A 23217-nucleotide genomic window follows, 5' to 3' on the forward strand; every position below is an offset into this window, starting at 1 on the left:
ACACCTGCTCCTTCACTCTTAGGGCGTGTTGATGTTTACTGCTTAGATTTTGTTCACACTGGCGGCGCTTTGATCGCGAAACGAGGAGCGCAGTTTAGTTATTCTAAATAAGTGACGAGTGACAAAGAGCAAAGCGCCGCCAGCGTGAACCCTTCGGGCAGCGTTTGGCTGGCGTTTCTACTGCGTTATCGCTTGTTCATGTAGAATAACTACACATCACAAGCTCTGCCTTGTATAAACACCAGCCAAACAGCTGCAAAAATAAGCAGCAAACGTCAACACGCCCTAATCAACACCGAAATAATTTTTCAGCATTTTTGCTGCTTAATGTTTTCTTAAGCTTCGCCACCTAACCTGCCAGCATCGAGGTTAAACCGGAGCGTCTTATGTCTGAACCCTTATTACTGGCACCACCCGCTGCCGCTATGCCGCTGCTGTGTAGCCTGGGAAATATGACCAGTAAACTGACTTTGCTGGCAAGACAAGCCGATGGCCGCGCTGAAGTAGAAACCCTTATTGCCCGCGAGTTTCAGCGCAAGCATCAGGCCGAAATCTGCTACTTTCTGCCGCAATTGCTAAGTTTACGCTGCGCCGGAGCCCTGACCGCAGCGGTCGGGTTACAGGCCGCAACGCAGGGCCCGCTGTTTCTGGAGCAATATCTGCCACAGCAGATTGAACAGCTGCTGTCAGAACAATCCGGGCAAGAGGTAAAACGCGGGCAAATTCTGGAAATCGGCAATCTGGTATCGGCACGCGCTGGCAGCAGCTTGCTGCTAATGGTTGCCTTGAGTGAACTGATTGCCGCTAGCCGCTTTCGCTGGGTAACCTTTACCGCAACTGATGAAGTGCAATCCCTGTTAAGCAAGCTACATTATCAACCGATACTGTTAGCCGCAGCCAATGCCGATAAGCTGCAGCAGCCCCAATCCTGGGGCGCGTACTACCAAAAACACCCGCAAGTGATGGCAGGTATGACCTTACCGGCCATAGCCAGTGCCCGGCGCTTGCCGCGCTATCAGTTACTACAGCAGTTACTGGCTCCACAGCTGACTGAGCTGCAACCGCAATTGGCGCGGCTAACGGAGGCTGGTCATGACTAAGTCAGTACCTTTGGATTTTCCCAGCCTGCGCCAGTTTGCCGACCGCCCGGCGTTAACTGACGGCCAACACAGTCTGAATTATCAGCAACTCGCTGCACAGGTATCTCAACTGGCCAACTGGCTGCAACAACTGCCGGCACAGCGCTTTGTCATTAGCGGCCCGAACAGCATCAGCTGGATTATTGCCGATTTAGCGCTGGCAGTGAGCGACAAAGTTTGTGTTCCACTACCACGTTTTTTCTCAGCGGCGCAGCAAGCTTATATCCTTGATACCGCCGCGATCGAGATCGTACTGGAGACCGAACTACTTGCCGGCAGCATAGCCTGCGCAGTGCCAGGTTTATGGTATCGGCAGGTGCCGCAATCAGGTACTCACGAAGTGCCAACCTTTCCAATATCCAGCGGTAAAGTGACCTTTACCTCTGGCACTACCGGCAGCCCGAAAGGCGTATGTTTAAGCTGGGCACAGCAAGCGGCGACCTTAGCCGGATTAGTTAAAGCACTAGGCGCAGAATTTAGTGCAGAGGCACAACAGCAACAACTGCGACATTACTGTCTGCTGCCCTTATCTACCCTGTTGGAAAATCAGGCCGGTGTGTATTTACCTCTGGCTCTGGGGCAGCAAATTATTGTGCTGAACGAATCGCAAAGCGGTTTGAGCGGAAGTTCAAAGCTCGATTCAGCGCAATTGGCACAAAGCCTGGCGCAGTACCAGCCGCACAGCCTGATCCTTACGCCACAGTTGCTGCAGGCGCTGCTGTTGATTTGCCAGCAGCAACCGGCACTGGCAGCCAGCTTTCGTTTTATTGCCGTTGGTGGTGCGCACTGCGCACCGGCATTACTGGCACAGGCCGCCAAGCTAGGGCTACCTGTCTATCAGGGCTACGGTTTATCCGAAGCTGGCTCAGTGGTGGCTTTAAACTTACCTGCTGCGAATCGGCCCGGTAGCGTCGGCAAAGCGCTACCTCATATACAACTGCGGATTAACGCGGGCCAGATTGAAGTACAAGGTCAGCTCTATGCCGGCTATTTAGGCGAAGCCGCACGCGACGCCGACTCTTGGTTAGCGACAGGCGATTTGGGGCAACTGGACAGCGAAGGTTATCTGAAAATTGACGGGCGCAACAAACAACTGTTGATCAGCAGCTTTGGCCGTAATATCTCGCCGGAATGGCTGGAAGCTGAGCTACAGCTTTGCCCGGCGATCGCCCAGGCCATGGTATGCGGTGATGCCAAGCCCTGGTTAAGTGCACTGATAGTGCCGCGGTCGGCCAGGCAGTTGACGGAGCTCAGTGCCCAGTTGCAGGCGCTTAACGCCCGGCTCCCGGATTATGCGCAAATTCGTACCGTCTTGCTGCTAAATGAACCTTTTAGCGGCCAAAACCAGCAACTTACCGACAACGGCCGGCTGCGCCGCCAACATATTCTGGCGCGGTACCAACAACCTATTGAGCAACTTTACCACCTTACCCCAACAACGGCAGAGCCAGTGCTTGTGCCGCTAAACCAGGAGCATCGCGATGAGCTTTTATCAGCAATTAATTGAGCAAACCCAGGCCGAACGCGAGTATCTGTTAAGTGCACCGCTGATCCAGCGCTGCCTTAAGCAACAAAGCTTTACGCTAGCCGAGTATCAGGCATTTTTAACGGAAGCTTACCATCATGTTAAGCACACAGTGCCATTACTGATGGCCGTTGGCAGCAGGCTAAGCAGTGCCCAGGAATATTACCGCGAAGCCATTGCTGAATATATCGAAGAAGAGCTGGGTCATCAGGAATGGGTGCTGAATGATCTTGCAGCAACCGGCGCCGACAAAGAGCAAGTACGCCACGGCACACCGCGCCTTGCCACCGAACTGATGGTTTCCTACGCCTATGACACTGTGCTGCGAGGCAACCCGCTGGCCTTTTTTGGCATGGTGTTGGTACTGGAAGGCACTAGCGTTAACCTCGCCACCGGCGCCGCTGAGATTATTCAGCAGCAGCTACAGTTACCCAATAAAGCCTTTAGTTATATACGCTCGCACGGCAGTTTGGATATTGAACATCTGAGCTTTTTTGAAAAACTTATGGACACCATTAGCGATGCAGCCGATCAGCAAGCGATTGTGCATGCTGCTAAAGTGTTCTATCAGCTGTATGGCAATATCTTTCGCAGTATTGAAGCAGCGCCTGCGGCTAAGGCGGCGGCATGAGCGCCGCTGCCCTACAGGGCCAAACACTACTGCTGCTAGGTGCCAGTGGCGGTATTGGTGCCGCACTGGCGAAACAACTCGCGGCACAGGGCGCGAACCTGATTATTACCGGGCGCAATCTGTTACCGCTACAGCGGTTGGCAACGCAACTGGCCACTAAAACCCAGTGTGTGGCCGCCGATCTTAGTGATGCTTCGGGTCGCGAGCATTTACTGCTGGCGCTACCCGACAAGCTCGATGGTGTGATCTTCGCCGCAGGTTATAACGATTTTGCGTTGTTTGGACAGCAGGAGCCAACAGCAATACAGCGGCTATTTGAACTTAACACGCTACTGCCAATACTACTTACCCGCGCCCTGTTACCCCGGCTTACACCTCAGGCACGCTTAGTTTATGTCGGCTCGACACTGGGTGCCATCGGCTATCCGGGCTATGCCGCCTATGGCGCCAGCAAAGCCGCGCTAAAGCATTTTGTGCAGGCGCTACGCCGGGAAATGGCCGATACCGCTCTGCAGTTTTGCTATATCGCACCCAGGGCTACCCAAACCAGTATGAACACCCTGGCAGCACAGCAGCTGAATCAGGCGCTGGGTAGCAAAACCGATCAACCTGAGTGGGTCGCATCCCAAATTCTAAACCAGTTAATCGCAAAACAGATGCAGGATCAGAACCTTGGCATGCCGGAGCGACTGTTTATCCGGCTAAATGCGCTGCTGCCAGCCTTACTGGATAAAGCACTACGCAAACAACTGACGACCATCAAACAATTCGCCCGACGGCAAGCCCCAGGGTTAACCCACAATGCGCTGGCTGAAGTGAAAAGCGTCCCTGCCAGCGATAAAGGAGCATGCAAATGAAAAAAACCTCTTCACTGATTGCCCTAAGTTTACTCAGCGCCAGCTTACTGCTGGGGTCAGTACAGGCCGAAAGCTCGCTTTCCGCAGTACCAAGCGAACTAGGTCAGATTCAACAACAATGGGCCAGCGTAAAGTATCAGCAAAGTGGTAAAACCCAGCAGCAAGCCTTTGCCGAACTGGTTAGCGCCGCCCAGGCCGCCGTAAAAGCCCACCCTGAGGATGCCCGCTACCTGATTTGGGAAGGTATTATCCGCGCCACCTATGCCGGCAGTGTCGGCGGTTTGGATGCGCTTAGCGAAGTCAAAACCGCGAAAAAGCTATTTGAACAGGCGCTAAAGCAGGATGAGAAAGCGCTGGATGGCTCGGCCTATACCAGCCTGGGCTCACTGTATTATCAGGTTCCAGGTTGGCCTGTCGGCTTTGGTAGCGATAAAAAAGCCCGCGAATATTTACTAAAAGGCCTGGAGGTTAACCCTGACGGTATCGACAGTAATTATTTTTACGGTGATTTCTTGCTGCAACAAAAAGAATATAAGGCCGCCGTGGCGGTACTGGAAAAAGCCTTGCTGGCGCCGCCGCGCCCCGGCCGTGAAGACGCCGATGCCGGACGCCGGCAAGAGATTGAGCTGGCGCTGACTAAAGCGCGTAGCAAAATTAAAAGTTAAGGCTCGATATCCTCTAAATATACCGGCTTAGCCGGTATATTTGCTATTTACTGCGATAACTTTGGATAACCGTCTGACCGCATTATTCCCCGCTAGTCATTTAACTGCTGCACGAGATGAAAACTTAAGAATTTCTTAAGTAAGTGAGGTTAATCTGGTTATAGTTAACAGACTGACCGTAAACGGATAAATGGCATGCGGATCTTACTGGTAGAAGACGATAACTTACTGGCACAGGGTATAGTTACAGCCTTGGCGCGGGCCAGTTATCAAACCGAACATTGCCGCACCGGTAAGCAAGCACTGCAGGCGCTGGATAATGCGGAGTTTGATTTAATGATCCTGGATTTAGGCCTACCCGATGGCTTTGCCGGCAAAATCTTACAACAGCTACGCGCACAGCAGCATCAACTGCCGGTGCTGGTACTCACGGCGCTGGATCAAATTGACACTAAGCTCCAACTGTTAAACGACGGCGCTGATGACTATATGGTCAAACCCTTTGATGTGCGGGAGTTGGAAGCGCGGATCCGGGTGCTATTACGCCGCAAAGCCGAGCGGCGGCATGATGTGCTGCAGCATGGTGAACTGCTGCTCGATTTAGTGAAACATAGCTGCGAATATGCCGGGAAAACCGTGAATTTAACCCGGCGCGAATTTTTACTGTTAAAAGACTTTATGCAGCACAAAGATAAGATTTTAAGCCGCCAGCATCTGGAAGAGCTAAGTGTGGGCTGGGATGGCGATACCGAAAGTAATGCCATTGAAGTGCATATTCATAACCTGCGCAAAAAACTGCACCCGGAGCTGATTAAAACCGTGCGCGGCATCGGCTACCTGTTACCGGGACAAGTATGAAGCCACTGAGTATTCAAAGCCGCTTAGTCCTATTACTCAATTTACTGGTGATCGCCGTCCTGAGTTTGACCGGCTATATCAGCTATCAGCAAAGCCTGCATGAAATAGACGAAGTATTTGATGCACAGTTGGCGCAAAGCGCCCGCTTAACCGCAGGAGTACTAAAGGCTAATCCGACATTATTACAGCAGGAAACACCAGTGCTGATACCAGTGGCGCATCTGGACGAGCTGGTTAAAGGCCAGGCTGAGCTTAGTGAGCGCTTTCTTACCGGCTACAAATATGAGAGCAATATCGCGATCCAGATCTGGCGTGACGAGCAGCAGTTGATTCTGCATACCGCTAATCTGCAACAGCCAATGCGGCCGGTTCGTAAAACCGGTTTTAGCGAATATCACACTGAGAACGGTGATCTGTGGATCAACTTTACCCTGCGTCTGGATGAGCTGGGGGTACAAATCGTTAGCAGTCAGCGCGAAGCGGTGCGCGAGGAGCTGAGCTATAGCATCGCCCTAACCCAGATCCGGCCGGTTCTGTTTTTAATCTTACCACTGAGTCTGCTAACCCTTTACCTGGTCCGGCGCGGTTTAAAGCCGCTAAAACAACTGCAACAGCAACTCACTCATACCAAACCTGAGCAACTAAAACCTATCGTCAGTCCAATGCCGGCTGAACTGACTCAGGTTGTCACTGCTATTAATCAGCTGTTGGCAGCGATTGAGCAGCATATGCAACACGAAAAACGCTTTATTGCTGATGCCTCGCATGAACTGCGCACGCCCCTGAGTATTATCAGTTTGTATGCCCAAAATCTGGCACAAACAGCACTTAATGCGGAACAGGATGCGGCGGTGACCGCAATTAAACAAGGCAGTGAACGGATGAGCCATCTGACCAATCAACTGTTGGCGCTGGCGCGGTTAGAACACCCGAAACTGGCGTTGCGGCCGCAACCACTCGCAGATTTATTGGAAACCAGCCTGCACCAGGTCGCTCCAGCGCTGCTGCAAAAAGTTATCTGGCAACTAGACGATCTTGCTGCTTGCCGGGCTGCGGGTTATCAAGTGCAGGTAGACACGACACTGTTACAGGTAGCACTGCGTAACTTGTTTGAAAATGCCGCCAAGTATGCGCCAGCAGATACAGAGGTAGTACTGCGCCTTGAGCCGGGTTTAAATAATAAGATTGTACTGACAATACAGAATCAATGCTTAGTCGCAGTGGATAATGATGTCCTGGGACAACGCTTTTACCGCGCTCCCGGGCATCAGGATCTAACAGGCTCAGGTTTGGGTCTGTCAATCGTAAAACGCATTACGGAGCTACATCATCTGGGGTTTAACTGCGCCTTTTCAGGGCATACGTTTAGGGCACAGATCATTATCACTCTTGCCAACAACCAGAGTTAAATATCTTTTAACGATATCGTTTTCCCGCGACATCTGGCTGCGCACCTTCCTGCTTTAAAAATTAAATTTTTTATGCATCATTGTTATTTTAAAGAAACAATGCTTTATTCTTCTGGTATCTAAAACGTATCATCAGGGAGTTGAAAATGGGTTTTAGTCAGAAAATAAAGATCATTAGCCTTAGTATCGTCCTGTTACCCCTACTCGTTGCCACTACCGTGATTACCCTGCTGGGTCGCACTGAACTGTTTCGCGAAGCCGAATCGCGTTTAGTCGCAGTGCGGGAAATTAAAGAACAAAATATCGCTGCCATGCTGCATGATTTTCGTGCCGGATTAGAAGTTGCGGCCAGTGCGGTGGCCGAGTTACCGCAGTTGGAGCAAACTGAGAGTCTAACGCCATTTTTTAGCGCTATTAATCAGCAGCTTGGATTTTATGATCTGTTTGTCATAAACAGTGCTGGTGACATTATTTACACTGTGGCGCGAGAGTCCGATCTGCACACCAATCTGCAACATGGGCCCTACCGCGACTCTGGTCTTGGCCGGTTGTTTCAGCAACTGCGGGCTCAGGATAATCAGGTGCTGATGGAAGATTTCTCGCCCTATGCCCCCTCGAATAATGAAGCCGCCGCCTTTCTTGGCAAAGCCATTATGCTTAATCAGGAGCGGGTTTATGTTGCCGCTCAGCTGTCGATCGATAAGATTAATAGCGTGATGCAAATTCGCGCAGGTATGGGTGACAGTGGCGAAACCTATCTGGTTGGCAGCGATTTCAGAATGCGCTCAGATTCCTATCTCGATCCGCAACAACGCAATATTCAGGCCTCATTTCGTGGTACCGTCGCCGCAAACGGCGTGGATACCAAGGCGGTACGAGAGGCGCTAGCCGGGCAGAATGGCGTTATGCAAGTTATCGATTACAACAACAATGCCGTGTTATCGGCCTTTGCCCCGCTGAATGTGTTCGGTGTACGCTGGGCGCTGTTGGCGGAAATTGACGTTGCCGAAATCGCAGCACCAGCCCGCCGCATGCTATTTACCGGCATTGGTATTAGCCTGGCCGCTTTACTGCTGGCGATTCTGGCCGCCGAGCTGGTGTGTCGTTTAGTGATCAGGCCGCTTGGCGGTGAGCCGGAGCAAATGTGCCAGCTTACCAGTGTCATCGCGTCCGGTGACTTTACCACTGAGTTAATGGTACCCGAACAACCCGGCCATGTGATGGGTTGGCTGGCAAAAATGCAACATACGCTTAAAGGTTTGATTTCGCAGCTGCTGGGTATCAGCCGGGAGCTGGAAAATACTGCAACCCAAAATTCAGCAGCCATTACCCAGGCGGATGGCAGTATCCAACTGCAGGCCCGTGAGACCGATATGCTGGCAACAGCAGTTGAAGAAATGAGCTATGCCGCCGCCGAAATCGGTAAAAATACGGCCTATGCCGCCGATGAAGTAAAAGGCTGCAACAATTCCAGCCTACAGCTTACCGCCGCCCTCAACGCTACCAGTGAAAGCTTACAACAAACCTTGACCCGCTTTGCCCACATTCATCACGAAGTCGGTGAGCTGGACCAGGATAGTCGCAAAATTGGTCAGGTGTTTAGCGTCATCAACAGCATTGCCGAACAAACCAATTTGCTGGCATTAAATGCCGCTATTGAAGCTGCACGTGCCGGCGAACATGGTCGTGGCTTTGCCGTCGTGGCTGATGAAGTCAGGCAGCTGGCCTTTCGGGTGCAGGAGGCGATTAAAGAGATATCTTCAGTACTCAACGGCATAACTGGTAAAGCGGCGTCTCTGGCGACGCACAGCGGCTTTTGCAGCGAAGCCGCTCAACAAACACTACAACAATCTAACGCGATGGCAAACGCCGTAAATGACATTTATCAGCGTCTGGCCGTGCTAAAAGATTTAATGACCCAAACCGCAACAGCGGCGGAAGAACAAACTACGGTATCCGCTACTCTGGCAAATAGCATCTCCAGACTTAGCGCCGCCGCCGAGGAAAACAGTACCGCCATTTCCCAGGTCGCCAGCAGCACCCGCCAGTTACTTGGTATGGCACAGAGTTTGGGGCAGTCGGCCGGACAATTCAGAGTCTAGTGAGGGTGTGGCAAAGCATTACTGATTAAAGCCTGCGGCAACGCAGGCTTTAATATCTTGCCCCGGATTAACCATCTTACCGTGGCTACTGCCCCTGCCCCAGTGCGAAACCGCGCTCACCGTTAAAACTATACAGGTTCTCGGTTTTCATCACATCCAGCCCGGCCTGGGTTAATGTTTGCAGCAGTTGCACAATATCCTGCTGTTTAACCTCCTGTGGCAGTTGCGTAAGTTGTGTCGATTGGGCCGGCATAAAACGGCAGCGCCAGTGGTCGGTACAGAAGGTTTCCGGAAAGCCTTCCGGCCATACTTTAACGCCACGATTAGTGATCATCTGTAGATGCAAGATACCTTTAGTCAGTGCCAGTAAACGACTGGCCAGCTGCTCCGGTGTAAAGTTACGTTCATGCAAAAAGATGTCGACACCCAATAGTACCTTATGCGCTGGTGTCGCCCGCTTATACAGGCTCTTTACTGCCGGCTGACGCGGTTGACTCTGATACTGCACCGGCGTAAAGCGCTGCGGCAAGCGCCCCAGCCGGGCAATGACGGCCTCTGCAAAGCCTGCTGTGCTAACCACTTGCTGGCTTTGCTCACCCTGCAGATCGGCGGTATGGATCCCCTCTTCCAGGGTTGCCAGCCAGGCATTATGCACGCGCGCTGCCACCTCGGCCTGACCGATATGCACCAGCATCATTACCGCTGCCAGTAATAAGCCACTGGGGTTTGCCACGCCCTGCCCGGCGATATCCGGCGCACTGCCATGAATAGCTTCAAACATGGCAATTTGTTCACCAATATTGGCGCTGGGGGCCAGGCCGACACTGCCGGTCATCTCGGCTGCGATATCACTTAAAATATCGCCATATAAATTGGGCGTCACGATCACATCAAAACGTTGCGGCTGGGTCGCCAAGCGGGCTGCGCCGATATCAATAATATAGCGTTCGGTCGCAATATCAGGATACTCTGCGGCTATCTCCTGAAACACCTTATAAAACAGGCCATCTGTCATCTTCATAATATTATCTTTGACCATGCAGGTGACTTTTTTCCGGCCATGGCTGCGGGCATAGTCAAAGGCATAGCGTACAATTTTTTCACAGCCCGGGCGGCTAATCAGCTTCAGGCACTGAAAAACTTCATCAGATTGACGATGTTCTATACCCGCGTACAGATCTTCTTCATTCTCCCGCACTATGACGATGTCCAACTTAGGATGCAGGGTTGCGACAAAGGGGGCATAACTGACACAGGGCCTTACATTAGCGTACAAACCCAGGGTTTTACGGATGGTCACATTAAGGCTTTTGTAGCCATCGCCGGCTGGCGTTGTCACAGGCCCTTTTAGAAAGACTTTGGTGCGGCGCAACGATTCCCAGGCATCTGGCGCGATTCCTGAACTGTGACCAGATAGATAAAGCTTCTCACCAATATCAATATATTCAGGGGCAATTCTGGCGCCGGCAGCGGCCAAAATATCCAGCGTGGCCCGGGTGATTTCTGGCCCTATCCCATCGCCCAGTGCGACGGTTACCGCTACCTTTTCGCACTGCTCTGTTGCCTCTGAGTTTAGGTGTTGCTTAGCTTGCATCTGAACTACTCCGACTGTGGTTGCTATGCCGGCACTGTAGAGCAGTTAAATCATTAAGAAAAATATTTAGTTTTAATCTTATCCATAGCTTAAAATCTATATATCAGCCAACCAGAGCCAACTTAGCGATGCCAGCCAGTACCCTCGCCCGTTTTCAACGTATTACGCCGCAACAACTGCGCGCCTTTGAAGCCAGTGCCCGCTTGTTATCGGTAACCCAGGCTGCGCGTGAGCTCTTTGTCAGTCAGCCTACGGTGTCAGTACAACTGAAAGAGCTGGCAGAAACCCTGGGCGAGTCCTTATTTGAGCAAAGTGGCCGTCAGATCCGCTTAACGCAGGCCGGCGAACTGCTGTATCAAACGGTACGCGAGCTTGCTGGCTGCTGGCAGCGGCTGGAATCAGAGCTGGCGGCAATTCATGGTTTGGTGCGCGGCAAGCTAAAAATTGCCGCGGTCACCACAGCCGAATACTTTGTCCCGGATCTGCTGGGCCCTTTCGCGCGTGCCTATCCAGGTATTGAAATTGAGCTCAGTGTCGAAAACCGCGATCGTATTGTGCAGCGACTAAGCCAGGGGCTGGACGATCTGACGGTAATGATGCTACCACCAGCAGAGCTGGATTTGGACAGCCAGGCCTTTCAAACCAACAACTTGATTGTCATAGCCCCGGCGAACCATCCGTTAAGCAATAAAAAGTTGCGCCTAAACGAACTTAGCAGCGAACGCTGGTTAATGCGGGAAGCCGGTAGCGGTACCCGCAAAGTGACAGAACAGTTTTTTGCCGAGCAACAATTTCAGCCGAATATTGTGATGAGCCTGGGCAGTAACGAGGCGATTAAACATGCGGTAGCGGCCGGGCTTGGTATTGCGGTGCTGTCCGATTTGGCGGTCAATCAACCGGCCTGGTCAAGCACCACAAATGGACTAAGGATACTGGAGGTCGCCGGCTTTCCCATCGTCCGGCAATGGTACGTGGTTTGGCGTCGTGACACCCCGCAAAGCGCGACGGCGCGAGGCTTTATTGCATATCTGCAACAGCAGGCATCGGGCTGAATGTACTAGCGCTGGCGAAAAGTTCAGCGCCGTGCTAGAGTGCGCGCGATCCGGTTCCGGCTCAATTCAACCCCAATCCCAACACCATTCAGGTACCCAAAAACTATGTTCACTTATGTCGTAAACAAGTGCGCAGCCGTGCGCCTAAGCTTGTTGTTATTAGCGGCGTTATTATTAAGCGCCTGCGTCGCGCCAGCCTTGTTACTGTCACCACAGGGCCAGCTGATGTGGGCCATTATGAAGCCAATGGTTGGCCTCGATCCCAAGGAAGTGAATTTATTTGAGCAACCGCTGATTAAAAAGCGGCTGGAACCCTTACTGGGCGAGCATTACCAAACGGCAGTATCGTTGCTGAACACGGCAGATGAGATCAAACAGCAAGGGCCGCTGTTTTATGTTGCGTCCAACTATACGCCGCTACCGCAGCTGGCTGAAAAAGCAGGCTTTGTCTGGAATGCCGAAACCAATCAGATGGCGGTATTAATCAGTAAAGGCGGTGTTACAGAGATTTTCGCCGAAGCGGTGGAGAAAAAGGCGAAAGCTGTGCTGCCAGTGTGGCCGGATGAGCTGGTAGATTACGCCAAAATGGCCAGTAATCCGGAACAGTTACTGCAACAGCAACTGGAACAGCAAAAACAACAATTACTTACACAGCCGCAACAGCAGCTGCAGCAGGCGATAGACGCGCAAAAACAGCAGTTAATTGACGCGCCCAAGCAGCAACTTGAGCAAGCCATTGATGCGCAAAAGCAGCAATTAATTGAAGCGCCCAAGCAGCAACTTGAGCGAGCCATTGATGCGCAAAAACAGCAGCTAATTGATGCACCCAAGCAGCAACTTGAGCAAGCCATTGATGCGCAAAAACAGCAGCTAATTGATGCACCCAAGCAACAGCTGCAGCAGGCTATCGAAGCACAGCTGCAACCGTTAAGCGAGCAGCCGGAGCCGCAGCTGAAAAAGCTGGCAGCACCAGTACCAAAACAGGATTAAAGGGCTTTTTGCATAAAAACGCTAAGCGGGTCCGGTTGATAATCGGCAAAGGGCCCGCACTGCAGATAGCCATGCTGCTGATAAAGCTGCCGCGCCGGCGCAAAATAAGGTTCGGCGCCGGTTTCCAGATACAAGGCAGTTACGCCTTCGGCTTTGGCAAACTGCTCTAAGTGCGCCAGTAGCGCCTTCGCCACCCCTTTACCGCGGGCAATACGAGCAGTACGCATCGACTTAATTTCTGCCATAGTGGCAGCATGGCGCTTCAGCGCGATACATCCCAGCAACTGTCCGTCCTGCCAGGCACTCCAGAACACAATATCCGGCGCTTTTAACCGCTCCAAATCCAGGGCATGTACGCTTTCCGGCGGCGAGGTCGCATACATATCGGCCAGATGTTCGCTCAGCAGATCCTTAATCGCCTGGCTGGTCAGCGGATCGCGGATAATGGTCAGCATAGTTTTGTTTTCCCTATATTTAATAAATTCTTACCTGTAACCCACAAAAAACCACAACACGTACCTGTTTTCAGGCTTAGTTTTTCCGATCAGTTATGCCATAGTAGAACGAAAGTAGTAGTGGACACAGTGTTATGGATCCGGATTTTCTTGCACTCAGAAGAGTGCTGTTAGTAGATGATTGTGCACCGGTTCGGGCCAGTATCAAAGGCATGTTACAACAAATAGGCTTTAAATTAATTTATCAGGCCAAGGATGCTGTTGAGGCCATTAGCATTTGTGAGCAACATGCGCTGGATTTTATCCTGTGCGATTTTAATCTGGGCGATTGTCAGGACGGTTACCAACTATTTGAAACCTTAAAAAGCCGCCAATTGTTGCACAGCATGTGCTGCTTCGTAATTATCAGTGCCGAAAGTCAGCGCCAAATCGTGCATGGGGTTATCGAACTGCAACCGGATGACTACATTCTAAAGCCTTTTACCTTCCCCGTATTAAAAGAGCGTATGGTCAAGGTAATGAAGGAAAAAATGGCGCTGCGCAAAATATTTCAGGCATCGCAGGGCGGCGATCTTGCCGAAGCCTGCCGCCAGGCCGATGCCATTATCCGCCAGCAAAACGAAGTCCAGTTACAAGCAGAGCGATTAAAAGGCGAGCTCTTGCTGCAGGCTGGTGATTATCAGCAGGCGGAAATTTATTACCAGCAACTGGTTAACCAGCGCAAGCCCGTCTGGAGCAAATTAGGGTTAGCCATTAGCATTCTGCAACAACAGCGTTTTGATGCAGCAGAGCAACTACTGACTGAGCTAACCGAACATGACGAAACGGCTGTCGAATCGCGTGACTACCTGGCGCATTTGTACTTTCAGCGCGGCGATCTGAAGCGCGCCTTTGACATTCTACAGTATGTCACCCAGCTCTCACCGAAAAATATTCCCCGCCAGAAAACCATGGCCAATCTCGCGCTACTTTGCCATGACTTCGCCGCCGCGGCCCGGATTTTCCACAAAATTGTCGGTCTGGCCCGCCACTCGATGCATGACTCGGCACAAAATTATCTGAATCATGCCCGCTGTATTATTGATAATGCCAATCAGCAAGCCCCGATTGACCGGGCCAATGCGTTGGGGCATGTCGGGAAATTACTGGATAGTCTGGTAAAACGCTTTAGCCCGGAACTGATTGCCTTTGATTTACAGATTTTGCAGGTCAGGTTGCTTTGCGCTAAAAGTAAACTCGCAGAAGCCAAGCAATTATTAGCTAAGTACCAACAACTTACGGAGCAAGAGCACCATCCAGAAACCTGTTTGGATGCGGCCAAAGCCTATTTTGAAACGGGCGATATTTATGGCTGCCAATTTTACGTTAACCTGCTTCGAAAACAGTTGGATAAGGCCAATTTTTTAACCGACAGTCAACGATTATTACTGAATACCGAACAGCGTCGTTATGAAGCCCTCTATCAGCAGCTAAAGCAGCTGATCCTGCAAGCTACCGATGCCTACCAACAGCAGGAGTATGGCAAGGCAGTACTGATATTCAGCCGGGCCAGCAAGGAGATGCCCACCAACCCTGCGCTGGCGCTAAGCCTGTTACAAGCGATGACCAAATGTACCGGCGTAAGTGCTGATACCCTGCCGGTAGCCCGCAACGCGCTATCCCTGCTGCAAAGTGCGCCCCTTGAGCAACGGATGCAGGAGCGCTTTAAGCAGTATCAGCAGATCCTGAGCAAACAGTATTCGCAATTACAAAATACGCAGCGGGGATAACCCCGCTGTTTTTTGCTAGGAGGCCTGACGCAACTGCTGTGCGGCCGAAACCATATTTTTCAGGGCCGGTAATACCTCACTCCACTGCCGGGTTTTCAAACCACAGTCCGGATTGACCCACAGCCGCTGCGCCGGGATCTGCTGCGCCGCCTTTTGCATCAACTTAACCATCTGCGCTGTCGTAGGGGTATTGGGCGAGTGAATATCATAAACACCGGGCCCGATTTGATTCGGATAGGCAAAGTGCTCGAAGGCGCGCAGTAACTCCATATCGGAACGTGACGTTTCTATTGTAATCACATCGGCATCCAGCGCCGCGATCTCAGCGATAATGTCGTTAAACTCGGAGTAACACATATGGGTATGGATTTGCGTACTGTCAGCCACACCGTTGGCACAGAGTTTAAAGGCAAACACCGCCCAGTCCAGATACTGTTGCCACTCGCTTTGCCGTAGTGGCAAACCTTCACGCAGTGCGGCTTCATCAATCTGGATGATCCCGACACCAGCGGCTTCCAGATCCTGAACTTCCTGCCGGATCGCCAGCGCCAACTGCAGACAGGTTTGCTGCCGCGGCTGATCATCGCGCACAAAAGACCAGTTCAACATGGTAACAGGCCCGGTTAACATCCCTTTCATCGGTTTAGTGGTCAGCGACTGGGCATATTGGGTCCAGGCCACTGTCATCGGCTGGGGCCGGCTGATATCGCCATAAATAATAGGGGGTTTGACACAACGCGAACCGTAGGATTGCACCCAGCCATGCTGGCTAAAGGCAAAGCCCGATAACTGCTCACCAAAGTACTCCACCATGTCGTTGCGCTCCGCCTCGCCATGCACCAGCACATCCAGCCCCAGTTGTTCCTGCTGCGCCACCGCATGAGCAATTTCCGTTTGCATCTGATCCCGATATTGCGCCGCCGAGATAGTGCCTTTTTTCAGCGCCAGCCGCGCCTGACGAATGGCCGTCGTTTGCGGGAAAGAACCAATAGTCGTCGTAGGGTACAGTGGCAGGGAAAAACGTGCTGCTTGCTGTTTCGCCCTTACCGGATAAGGACTTTGCCGCTGTGCCTGCTCTGGCCGGATCTGCTGTAGCGCCTGCTGCACCGCCGGATTATGCACCAGCGCAGACTGACGGCGACTGGCGATCGCCGCCGCATTATCAATTAACGCTTCTGCCACCAGCAACCGCCCCTGGTTAAGTGCCAAGCCCAGGATCTGCAACTCCTGCAACTTCTGCTTGGCAAAGGCTAACCAGTTTTTCAGCTCTGGCAGCAGCTTCTGCTCGCTGTCCAGATCAACCGGGACGTGCAACAAGGAACAGGAAGGTGCCAGCCACAGTCGCTCCCCCAGCAAAGCTGCAATCGGCTCCAGCCAGTCGAGTACGGCTGTCAGATCAGTTTTCCAGATATTACGACCATCGATCACGCCCAGTGATAGCACCTGTTGCGGCGCCAACCCCTGTAACACCTGCTGCACCTCAGCGCGGCCCCGCACCGCATCCAGATGGATGCCGGCAACAGGTAACGCCTGTAATAAGGGTAAATTGGCTCCCAGCCGGCCAAAATAGCTGGCCAGTAGCAGCTTAACCGGCACCTCTGCCAGCAGACTATAGGCGCTAACAAAAGCCAGTTGCCACGGCTCGCTAAGCTCTGTTGCCAGTATCGGTTCATCCAGCTGGATCCATTCGGCCCCGGCTTGCTGCAGTGTCTGCAATAACTGCTGATATACCGGCAGTAGCCGTGGCAGCAGCGCCAGGGGCTCAGACTGATCTTTGGCCTTACATAGCCACAGATATGTTAAGGGGCCAATCAACACCGGTTTGGCCTGAATGCCCTGCGCCTTCGCTTCGCGAAATTGCTGTAACAGCCGGCCGCTTTGTAACGAAAACTCGGTCTGGGCGGTCACCTCCGGCACGATATAGTGATAGTTGGTATCAAACCACTTGGTCATTTCGCCGGCATGAATACAGCTGCACGCACTGTCCTGTGCCGAGCGGCCGCGCGCCAGCCGGAAATAATTGTCCAGCTCACTACCGGCTAAATGCTGCAGTCGGGCCGGGATATTACCAAGCGTAAAACTTAGATCCAGCACCTGATCATACAGCGAAAAATCGCCAACCGGCAGCCAGTCCAGACCTTGTTGCAGTTGCCAGTTTTGCGCTCTTAGCTGTGCTGCGGTCTGCTCCAGTTCACTCTCGCTGCTCTGGCCCTGCCAGTAAGCTTCCAGCGCCTTTTTTAATTCCCGTTTGCGGCCAATCCGCGGAAAACCCAGGTTGTGTAATATTGCCATTGTGCCCTTCCTTTTATATCCATCTGGATGGCTAAACATTAACAACTTTATTTAATGAACAAAAATGGTATATTTTCATCAACCAATGAAATTAGATCATAAATATCATGATAGAACGGATCCATCTGGCGATTCTGCGCGAGTTAGCCCGCCAGGGCTCGGTGACAGCCGCCGCCACGGCACTGCATCTGACGCAATCGGCACTGAGCCACAGCATTAAAAAACTGGAACAGCAGGCGGGTACCGCGCTGTGGGATAAGGATGGTCGTTCGGTGCGGCTGACTCAGGCCGGCAGCTATCTGCTAAGCCAGGCCGAACGTTTACTGCCACAGTTTGAACGGCTGGAGCAAAAGCTGCAGCAGTTTGCCAGCAATGAGGCCGGTACCCTGCATATCGGCATGGAGTGCCATCCCTGCTATCAGTGGTTGCTGCAGGTTGTAAAACCCTTTCTGGCGGCAGCGCCGGGGATGGATATCGATGTGAGGCAACAGTTTCAATTCGGCGGCATGGCAGCGTTGTTTAATCAGGAGATCGATCTGCTGATCACCCCGGATCCGATCCGAAAAGCGGCTATCGAGTTTGAAGCCGTATTCCCTTATGAGTTGGTACTGGTGGTCAGCAAGCAGCATCCGCTTAGCCAGCAACAGCAGGTGAGTGCAGCGCAGCTTAGCAAGGAGCGGCTATTAACCTATCCGGTAGAGCTAAGCCGGCTGGATATTTTTCAGCAGTTTTTACTGCCGGCGCAATGTCTGCCCAGACAGCATAAAACTCTGGAAGATACTGATATTATTCTGCAGATGGTGGCAGCCGATCGCGGTGTCACCGCCCTGCCCGACTGGCTGGCCCGTCAGTACGCCAGCAGCCTGCCACTGAGTTTGCTCAGATTGGGCGAGCGCGGTATCCAAAAACATATCTATGTCGGCTGTCGCCAGCAAGAGCGGCAAAACACGCCCATTGCTACCTTTATTCAATTGGCGAAAGGCGCTGTTGCGCCCGTTGCAGCCCCAGCGCCAGACCCGCACTAAAGAGCCCGGCTTCGAGCATGGCGCTAAGATGAAGCCAGCCGTTGCCAAGGCCGATGCGGGCAAAACCCTCTGGCAGCAAGATTTTACCCAGCGTTGCCTGAGGAAATTCCGCTGCCAGTTGCGCCAGACTGCCAGCCAGTAAAACGCCGCCGCTAAGGCTAATCAACAGTCCGGCCAGCATACCGGGCAGCAGCGCAAAACCTAAACGGTGAAAGCGTGGTTGCCGTCGCAGCAACAGCACAGTTGTTGCCACAGCAAGGCCAATCAGCAAACCTTCGGTAGCTCCGGTCAACTGTGCCGGGCTGCGGCCAAAAAACAGGATCAGCATATCCTTAAGTAGCACACTGACAAAGGCACCAACCAGCAAACCTGCCAGCGCCCCGGCCAACAGGGTCCAGAGCGGTTGCTGCGACCGCCATAGCTGTGCGGCACTGATAGCGGCGGCAATCGCAGCGCCGGCCACTAACGCCAGCAAGGTCGTAACAGTTAACAGCACCAGCAAAAATGACATCGCCTGACTGCCGCTGTTCAGGGCTTGCAGCGCCGCCAGCAAACCATACAGCATGCCTCCGGTTAAGCCGGCCACAGCTGCCCCGGCCACGCCATAACCGATACTGAACCAGAGGTGTTGTCGCTGCCGCTCTACCCGGGTTTCGTTAGCAGTCGGCCGTGCCGTAGGGGTTAAGCTTGCGCCAACGCCGGCCGGCGCTTTGCCATCCTCCCGGCTGACCGCCGCAATAAAGCGGTAACCATGTTTGGGAACCGTTTCAATAAAGCGCGGCGCAGCGACATTGTCGCCAAGTACCCGGCGTAAGGTCCGGATACACTGCGTCAGGGCCTCATCAGTTACCACAAGCCCCGGCCAGACTTGCTCAAAAAACTGCTGCTTGCTAACCAGTTCACCGGCATGGTGCAGCAACAGCAGCAAGGCATCCAGATAGCGACTGTTTAGCTCCTGCAGCTGCCCGTGATAATAAAGCTGCCGCTGTGCCGGGTGCAGCTGAAAACCTGCAAAAGAATAACACTCTGCCGCCATCGGGCTGACTCACTCCATACTTTCGACTAACGTTATTATGCCTCAGGATCCGACCGCTCCGGGTCAGAATTTCGTAATAATCCCGCCGCCAGTAACCAGAGTAAAGCAAAAGCAGTATTGATCACCGGTGCCGCGCCTAAATCCGCCACTTGAATCACCAGCTCAATCCCCAGCTGTAGCGCAGCACTAAGGTATAACACCTTGCTCATACCCCGTGGTCGAAACCTGACCCACAGTGCGCCCAGCGCTGTCACGGCCAACACCACCAGATACAATAAGTTCGCCGGGTTATCTTCACTGCCAATAATGCCGACAGCCAGATTAATCCAGATCAGCAGTAAGGAGGTAAGTGCGACTAAAGCCCAACCGGCGCGCCCGGCCAGATTGTTGCCCGCCCGACAGCCCAGCTCAATTAGCAAGGCGGTGCCAGCAAGCAGTACGCCGGCAACCACGAAGTCGGAGCCGGTCCAGTTCACTTCGCTGCTAAACTGCATGGCTAGCAGCGGCAGTAACAATAATCCCAGCACGCTACTCCATAGTGCCAGACGCCAGGGATTAAACCGGAATAACGAGGGTTTCTTTAACGTTTGCATCAGATGCTCCTTGATTAATTAGCGCGCCTATCATCAGGCCAAGGCGCGCTAAAAACATGAGCAAAAGATGAGGAAGGGCTGATTTTTTGCGGTATCAGTTACATCAGTCCGCTGCGAGCGATGCAGCGGGCACTGGCACCTGGCCGGCCGAGACTAACTGCTGGCGGCTTTGTTCCAGACGTTCGAGTCTCGACAAATATTGCGCACAGGGTACCTTGGAGGCGCGGTTCAATATCTTACCTACCGGGTTATACGCCCAGTGATACCAGGGAGCAACAGCTTGTTGCCCGCCGGCTTCACAGCTTAGCAGCAGTGCCCGCTCATTACTGCTGGCCTGCGCTTGATAAAGCGGTTTAAGTAGCGTTACGCCCAAGCGTTGCAACAGCTTTAATTCGCTGCTCTCATTCAACCCTTTTGCAATTAGCTGCTCAGACAGCTGCCACTCGCCGGCCAGGGCTAGCTCCAGGCTCAGTTCAGCCGGACTAAAAGGTTGTTGCCAGATCGCAGGTAGGGGTCGCTCGCCATCAGTCAGAGATTGGTTGATCGCGCTGGCAAATAGAAAATGCTGCTCAATGGCGGCGACGCTGATCATCTTGGATAACAGATAACGATTTTGTGGTAACAGCTTGCGCCAGAATTGCAGATCGGCCGCCAGTAACTGCTGTGCCAGCTCGCTATCTCCCTGGCGTGCTGCCAGATACGCCTGTAGCAACTGCAACCGCTGGCCATTTAATAACGGTTGATAGGCAGGTAAGTCAGTACTAACCAGCAGCGATTCCTGCCAGTGCTCGGTGGCAAGCCACTGTTGATAGGCCGCTAACAACTGTTGCTGTTGCGCCAATAACTGCTGCAAAGTTTCCGTTTCCGCCTGAATTAGCGACTGACATCCGGCTTGATAGCAATCACTAAATAATTGCTGTAACTCGGGGATAGCGGCGGAGCCCAACTGCACCAGCTGTGTAGTATAAAGCTGATAGCCATTGTTGCTAACCGGCTTTAGCGTCAACTGGCGTTTCAGATCCAGCGCGTGTTCTGACGCTGCCTCATCCTGCCAGTTAACCCCCCATAACAGCAGGTAGCAGGTCACAACAACTGCCACCAAGCCGCCCAGACATTTGCCAAGGAATTTCGCTAACGTGGTAACTAATGACATCCGTATCTCCTTATTTATTCTTATTTTTCTACCTTAAAGCAAAGCGCTTTATATTACCAGTTTAGTGCGGATAAATTTTAAACAACAGTAACAACCACAGCGGCAGACTAATGCAGCCGAGCATAGTGGACTGGGCGATAAGGGTCGCCACCGGTTGGCGCTCAGCACCATACACCGAGGCCAGCACATGCGCCGCTGAGGCTGTTGGTAAGGCGGCAAATAATACCAGTACCAGTGCCGGGCCGGCTGGCACTGCTGTCAGGTAACAGATCAGCAGCATCAGCGCTGGCATCAACAATAGCTTAATCGTATTTAAAGCCAGCTGAAAACGGTCAAGCCGCCATAATGCTTGCCATTGCATAGCGGCACCAATAGACAACAGCGCCAATGGCAGCGCAGCCTGTGCCAGTTTCTGCAATGCCAGCAGCAGCGGTTCAGGCAGGGAAACCGCCAATACTGAGCACAGCAAACCGGCCAGACTGGCCAATAAAAAAGGATTGCTGGCCACCAGCTTCAAAGTTTTTACCAGCCCCATGCTCTGTCCGCGCGATAACGCAGACACCGCCAGGATATTTGCAACCGGTACCGCCAGACCTATCGCAATCGACATCAGTGCCCGATACTCAGCTGGCAGCGCCTGGACCATCACCATCGCCAGCGCCGTATTAAAGCGCCAGGCGGTTTGCCACAATGCAGCAAAATCCAGGAACCGGGCCGGCCCCCAGGCGCGCACCAGCCAGCCGAGCAGACAGGCAAACAACATAATGCCCCAGATCCCGGGAGCCAGAATCATTAAATCCCGGCCAGCAGGAGGGGCACCAAGGGCACTGATGAAAATCAGCGCCGGGAACAACAAATAGAAATTCAGGGTATCCAACGCCTGCCAGCCGGCCGGCGGTAACACCTTACGCAATGCCGTGCCACCCAGTAGCAATAAAAAATCCGGCAACAAGGCCAACAACACCATCCCCACCTCACTTATCCACAGCACTCCGGTACCGGTACGACCAGTTTGGTCGAACCATGCAGAGTTTTATTTCGCAGTTGCGTAAAACTGCTATAAAATGCGCCACCTTTTGCTGCCCGATGCTCAATATGCAGGCTACTAACGCACTTTACACCGATCTGTCGGGCTATTATGACCTAATGTGCTGCGATATTAACTATTTGCAGCAAAGCCAGGGCATCATCCGCCTACAACAACTGTTTGGCAATGCCGGCTTGCAGCATCTGGATCTGGCCTGTGGTACCGGGCCGCATATCCGGCATTTCATTGATGCGGGTTTTCAGTCTCAAGGATTAGACTTAAATCAACCGATGCTGACGCTGGCCAGAGCGCGCTGTCCCGAGGCGAAGTTCCTGTTAGGTGATATGTGCCGGTTTGAACTTGCGCAACCTGTTGATTTAATAACCTGCTTTTTGTATTCCATTCACTATACCGGTACTCTGGAACTGCTGGCCGACTGCATTGCCCGGGTTTATCAGGCATTAACACCGGGTGGCGTCTTCTGCTTTAACGCCGTAGACAAAACTAAGATCTGTAATCTCAGCGCGGTAAGTCATAGCACTTATTATCAAAACGCCCGTTTTGATTTTGCCTCTGCCTGGTACTACAGTGGTTCGGGTGAGCAACAAGCGCTGAAACTAAAGATAAGTAAGATCACAAAGCTGGAGCAGGAATACTGGCAGGACGAACATCCAATGGTTGCGGTAAGCTTTACCGAGCTCGCCGAACTTCTCGCCCCCTACTTCGATATTCAGATCCTTGCACACGACTATCAGCGGATCCAAGCCTGGGATCAGCACGCCGGTAATGCGCTTTTTGTCTGTATTAAGCGCGATTAAGCACTACAGACTGGTCAGACCGGTACCGGAGTGCTGTAAAAAATAGGCGTTGAACCTACATCTTTTTGCTTTGAGTGAAGTGATCGTATTTAAGCGCTGCCTGCTTACGCACGTGCATTTTATCCAGTTTACATGTTCCGAAAAAATATAAATCTGATCCTTTTTTAAGCGACTGGCGTTTGATCATAAGAACCAAGCGTGGCGACGCTGTTACCACGCCTAACCCT

20 protein-coding genes are annotated in these 23217 nt (G+C 52.5%); 13 read left to right on the forward strand and 7 right to left on the reverse strand.

Annotation, left to right across the window (positions count from 1 at the left end; genetic code table 11):
* The first annotated feature begins 386 nt into the window (after nucleotides 1-386).
* The 8 genes from H1D31_RS11020 (at nucleotide 387) to H1D31_RS11055 (ending at nucleotide 9186) form a co-directional block, all read left to right on the forward strand.
* A complete protein-coding gene (locus tag H1D31_RS11020; protein ID WP_261258547.1) occupies nucleotides 387-1100 on the forward strand; it encodes a thermostable hemolysin in 714 nt (237 codons plus the stop codon).
* Nucleotides 1093-2646, forward strand: a complete 1554-nt coding sequence (locus tag H1D31_RS11025) for an AMP-binding protein (protein WP_261258549.1) — start codon at nucleotides 1093-1095, stop codon at nucleotides 2644-2646. The genes H1D31_RS11020 and H1D31_RS11025 overlap by 8 nt, the downstream gene beginning before the upstream one ends.
* Complete coding sequence (locus H1D31_RS11030) at nucleotides 2621-3295, forward strand: TenA family transcriptional regulator (RefSeq protein ID WP_261258550.1); 675 nt, start codon at nucleotides 2621-2623, stop codon at nucleotides 3293-3295. Before H1D31_RS11025 ends, H1D31_RS11030 begins: the two co-directional genes overlap by 26 nt.
* The gene (locus H1D31_RS11035; protein WP_261258551.1) at nucleotides 3292-4152 is read left to right on the forward strand and encodes an SDR family oxidoreductase; all 861 of its coding nucleotides are present in this window, start codon (nucleotides 3292-3294) and stop codon (nucleotides 4150-4152) included. The genes H1D31_RS11030 and H1D31_RS11035 overlap by 4 nt, the downstream gene beginning before the upstream one ends.
* On the forward strand, nucleotides 4149-4817 hold the full coding sequence (locus H1D31_RS11040) for a tetratricopeptide repeat protein (protein WP_261258552.1): 669 nt from the start codon (nucleotides 4149-4151) through the stop codon (nucleotides 4815-4817). Before H1D31_RS11035 ends, H1D31_RS11040 begins: the two co-directional genes overlap by 4 nt.
* 195 nt (nucleotides 4818-5012) lie before the next feature.
* On the forward strand, nucleotides 5013-5675 hold the full coding sequence (locus H1D31_RS11045) for a response regulator transcription factor (RefSeq protein ID WP_261258553.1): 663 nt from the start codon (nucleotides 5013-5015) through the stop codon (nucleotides 5673-5675).
* Nucleotides 5672-7084, forward strand: coding sequence for a histidine kinase dimerization/phospho-acceptor domain-containing protein (locus H1D31_RS11050; protein ID WP_261258554.1), 1413 nt, complete (start codon nucleotides 5672-5674; stop codon nucleotides 7082-7084). Before H1D31_RS11045 ends, H1D31_RS11050 begins: the two co-directional genes overlap by 4 nt.
* 146 nt (nucleotides 7085-7230) lie before the next feature.
* Nucleotides 7231-9186 carry a methyl-accepting chemotaxis protein gene (locus tag H1D31_RS11055; protein ID WP_261258557.1) on the forward strand — a complete coding sequence of 652 codons (1956 nt, stop codon included), beginning with the start codon at nucleotides 7231-7233 and terminating at the stop codon, nucleotides 9184-9186.
* Between the two features lie 85 nt (nucleotides 9187-9271).
* On the opposite strand, the gene H1D31_RS11060 is transcribed toward H1D31_RS11055, so the two are convergent.
* Nucleotides 9272-10780: an NADP-dependent isocitrate dehydrogenase gene (locus H1D31_RS11060; protein WP_065956571.1), complete on the reverse strand. Its 1509-nt coding sequence runs from the start codon at nucleotides 10778-10780 to the stop codon at nucleotides 9272-9274.
* A gap of 128 nt (nucleotides 10781-10908) precedes the next feature.
* Between H1D31_RS11060 and H1D31_RS11065 the strand changes: the two genes are divergently transcribed.
* The gene (locus H1D31_RS11065) at nucleotides 10909-11832 is read left to right on the forward strand and encodes a LysR family transcriptional regulator (RefSeq protein ID WP_261258560.1); all 924 of its coding nucleotides are present in this window, start codon (nucleotides 10909-10911) and stop codon (nucleotides 11830-11832) included.
* 105 nt (nucleotides 11833-11937) lie between these two features.
* On the forward strand, nucleotides 11938-12822 hold the full coding sequence (locus tag H1D31_RS11070; protein ID WP_261258562.1) for a hypothetical protein: 885 nt from the start codon (nucleotides 11938-11940) through the stop codon (nucleotides 12820-12822).
* Here the strand turns inward: H1D31_RS11070 and H1D31_RS11075 are convergent.
* Complete coding sequence (locus H1D31_RS11075) at nucleotides 12819-13277, reverse strand: GNAT family N-acetyltransferase (RefSeq protein WP_261258563.1); 459 nt, start codon at nucleotides 13275-13277, stop codon at nucleotides 12819-12821. The two genes, H1D31_RS11070 and H1D31_RS11075, sit on opposite strands and share 4 nt — an antisense overlap.
* Nucleotides 13278-13411: 134 nt before the next feature.
* On the opposite strand from H1D31_RS11075, the gene H1D31_RS11080 reads away from it, so the two are divergent.
* Nucleotides 13412-15046, forward strand: coding sequence for a response regulator (locus H1D31_RS11080; protein WP_261258565.1), 1635 nt, complete (start codon nucleotides 13412-13414; stop codon nucleotides 15044-15046).
* Between the two features lie 15 nt (nucleotides 15047-15061).
* Here the strand turns inward: H1D31_RS11080 and metE are convergent, their stop codons facing one another.
* Complete coding sequence (gene metE / locus H1D31_RS11085) at nucleotides 15062-17338, reverse strand: 5-methyltetrahydropteroyltriglutamate--homocysteine S-methyltransferase (RefSeq protein WP_261258567.1); 2277 nt, start codon at nucleotides 17336-17338, stop codon at nucleotides 15062-15064.
* Between the two features lie 107 nt (nucleotides 17339-17445).
* Between metE and H1D31_RS11090 the strand changes: the two genes are divergently transcribed.
* The gene (locus tag H1D31_RS11090) at nucleotides 17446-18363 is read left to right on the forward strand and encodes a LysR family transcriptional regulator (protein ID WP_261258569.1); all 918 of its coding nucleotides are present in this window, start codon (nucleotides 17446-17448) and stop codon (nucleotides 18361-18363) included.
* On the opposite strand, the gene H1D31_RS11095 is transcribed toward H1D31_RS11090, so the two are convergent.
* The 4 genes from H1D31_RS11095 to H1D31_RS11110 all read right to left on the reverse strand — a co-directional run bounded on the left by H1D31_RS11095 (nucleotide 18302) and on the right by H1D31_RS11110 (nucleotide 22136).
* Nucleotides 18302-19399 (reverse strand): transcriptional regulator, encoded by a 1098-nt coding sequence (locus H1D31_RS11095; protein ID WP_261258571.1) that lies wholly within the window; start codon nucleotides 19397-19399, stop codon nucleotides 18302-18304. The two genes, H1D31_RS11090 and H1D31_RS11095, sit on opposite strands and share 62 nt — an antisense overlap.
* A 35-nt stretch (nucleotides 19400-19434) precedes the next feature.
* Entirely contained in the window at nucleotides 19435-19992 is a 558-nt protein-coding gene (locus H1D31_RS11100; protein ID WP_261258573.1) for a hypothetical protein, read from the reverse strand.
* Nucleotides 19993-20095: 103 nt separating this feature from the next.
* Complete coding sequence (locus H1D31_RS11105) at nucleotides 20096-21145, reverse strand: hypothetical protein (protein ID WP_261258574.1); 1050 nt, start codon at nucleotides 21143-21145, stop codon at nucleotides 20096-20098.
* A 61-nt stretch (nucleotides 21146-21206) separates the two neighbouring features.
* The gene (locus H1D31_RS11110; RefSeq protein ID WP_261258576.1) at nucleotides 21207-22136 is read right to left on the reverse strand and encodes an AEC family transporter; all 930 of its coding nucleotides are present in this window, start codon (nucleotides 22134-22136) and stop codon (nucleotides 21207-21209) included.
* Between the two features lie 104 nt (nucleotides 22137-22240).
* On the opposite strand from H1D31_RS11110, the gene H1D31_RS11115 reads away from it, so the two are divergent.
* Nucleotides 22241-22990, forward strand: a complete 750-nt coding sequence (locus tag H1D31_RS11115; protein WP_261258578.1) for a class I SAM-dependent methyltransferase — start codon at nucleotides 22241-22243, stop codon at nucleotides 22988-22990.
* Nucleotides 22991-23217: the final 227 nt, after the last annotated feature.

The organism is Alishewanella sp. BS5-314 (genome assembly GCF_025377695.1).
GTDB lineage: Bacteria > Pseudomonadota > Gammaproteobacteria > Enterobacterales > Alteromonadaceae > Alishewanella > Alishewanella aestuarii.

Bases quoted from the DNA above. Each gene is read 5' to 3' on its own strand.
- H1D31_RS11020 (WP_261258547.1), top strand. From the start codon at position 387: ATGTCTGAACCCTTATTACTGGCACCACCCGCTGCCGCTATGCCGCTG.
- H1D31_RS11025 (WP_261258549.1), top strand. From the start codon at position 1,093: ATGACTAAGTCAGTACCTTTGGATTTTCCCAGCCTGCGCCAGTTTGCC.
- H1D31_RS11030 (WP_261258550.1), top strand. From the start codon at position 2,621: ATGAGCTTTTATCAGCAATTAATTGAGCAAACCCAGGCCGAACGCGAG.
- H1D31_RS11035 (WP_261258551.1), top strand. From the start codon at position 3,292: ATGAGCGCCGCTGCCCTACAGGGCCAAACACTACTGCTGCTAGGTGCC.
- H1D31_RS11040 (WP_261258552.1), top strand. From the start codon at position 4,149: ATGAAAAAAACCTCTTCACTGATTGCCCTAAGTTTACTCAGCGCCAGC.
- H1D31_RS11045 (WP_261258553.1), top strand. From the start codon at position 5,013: ATGCGGATCTTACTGGTAGAAGACGATAACTTACTGGCACAGGGTATA.
- H1D31_RS11050 (WP_261258554.1), top strand. From the start codon at position 5,672: ATGAAGCCACTGAGTATTCAAAGCCGCTTAGTCCTATTACTCAATTTA.
- H1D31_RS11055 (WP_261258557.1), top strand. From the start codon at position 7,231: ATGGGTTTTAGTCAGAAAATAAAGATCATTAGCCTTAGTATCGTCCTG.
- H1D31_RS11060 (WP_065956571.1), bottom strand. From the start codon at position 10,780: ATGCAAGCTAAGCAACACCTAAACTCAGAGGCAACAGAGCAGTGCGAA.
- H1D31_RS11065 (WP_261258560.1), top strand. From the start codon at position 10,909: ATGCCAGCCAGTACCCTCGCCCGTTTTCAACGTATTACGCCGCAACAA.
- H1D31_RS11070 (WP_261258562.1), top strand. From the start codon at position 11,938: ATGTTCACTTATGTCGTAAACAAGTGCGCAGCCGTGCGCCTAAGCTTG.
- H1D31_RS11075 (WP_261258563.1), bottom strand. From the start codon at position 13,277: ATGCTGACCATTATCCGCGATCCGCTGACCAGCCAGGCGATTAAGGAT.
- H1D31_RS11080 (WP_261258565.1), top strand. From the start codon at position 13,412: ATGGATCCGGATTTTCTTGCACTCAGAAGAGTGCTGTTAGTAGATGAT.
- metE (WP_261258567.1), bottom strand. From the start codon at position 17,338: ATGGCAATATTACACAACCTGGGTTTTCCGCGGATTGGCCGCAAACGG.
- H1D31_RS11090 (WP_261258569.1), top strand. From the start codon at position 17,446: ATGATAGAACGGATCCATCTGGCGATTCTGCGCGAGTTAGCCCGCCAG.
- H1D31_RS11095 (WP_261258571.1), bottom strand. From the start codon at position 19,399: ATGGCGGCAGAGTGTTATTCTTTTGCAGGTTTTCAGCTGCACCCGGCA.
- H1D31_RS11100 (WP_261258573.1), bottom strand. From the start codon at position 19,992: ATGCAAACGTTAAAGAAACCCTCGTTATTCCGGTTTAATCCCTGGCGT.
- H1D31_RS11105 (WP_261258574.1), bottom strand. From the start codon at position 21,145: ATGTCATTAGTTACCACGTTAGCGAAATTCCTTGGCAAATGTCTGGGC.
- H1D31_RS11115 (WP_261258578.1), top strand. From the start codon at position 22,241: ATGCAGGCTACTAACGCACTTTACACCGATCTGTCGGGCTATTATGAC.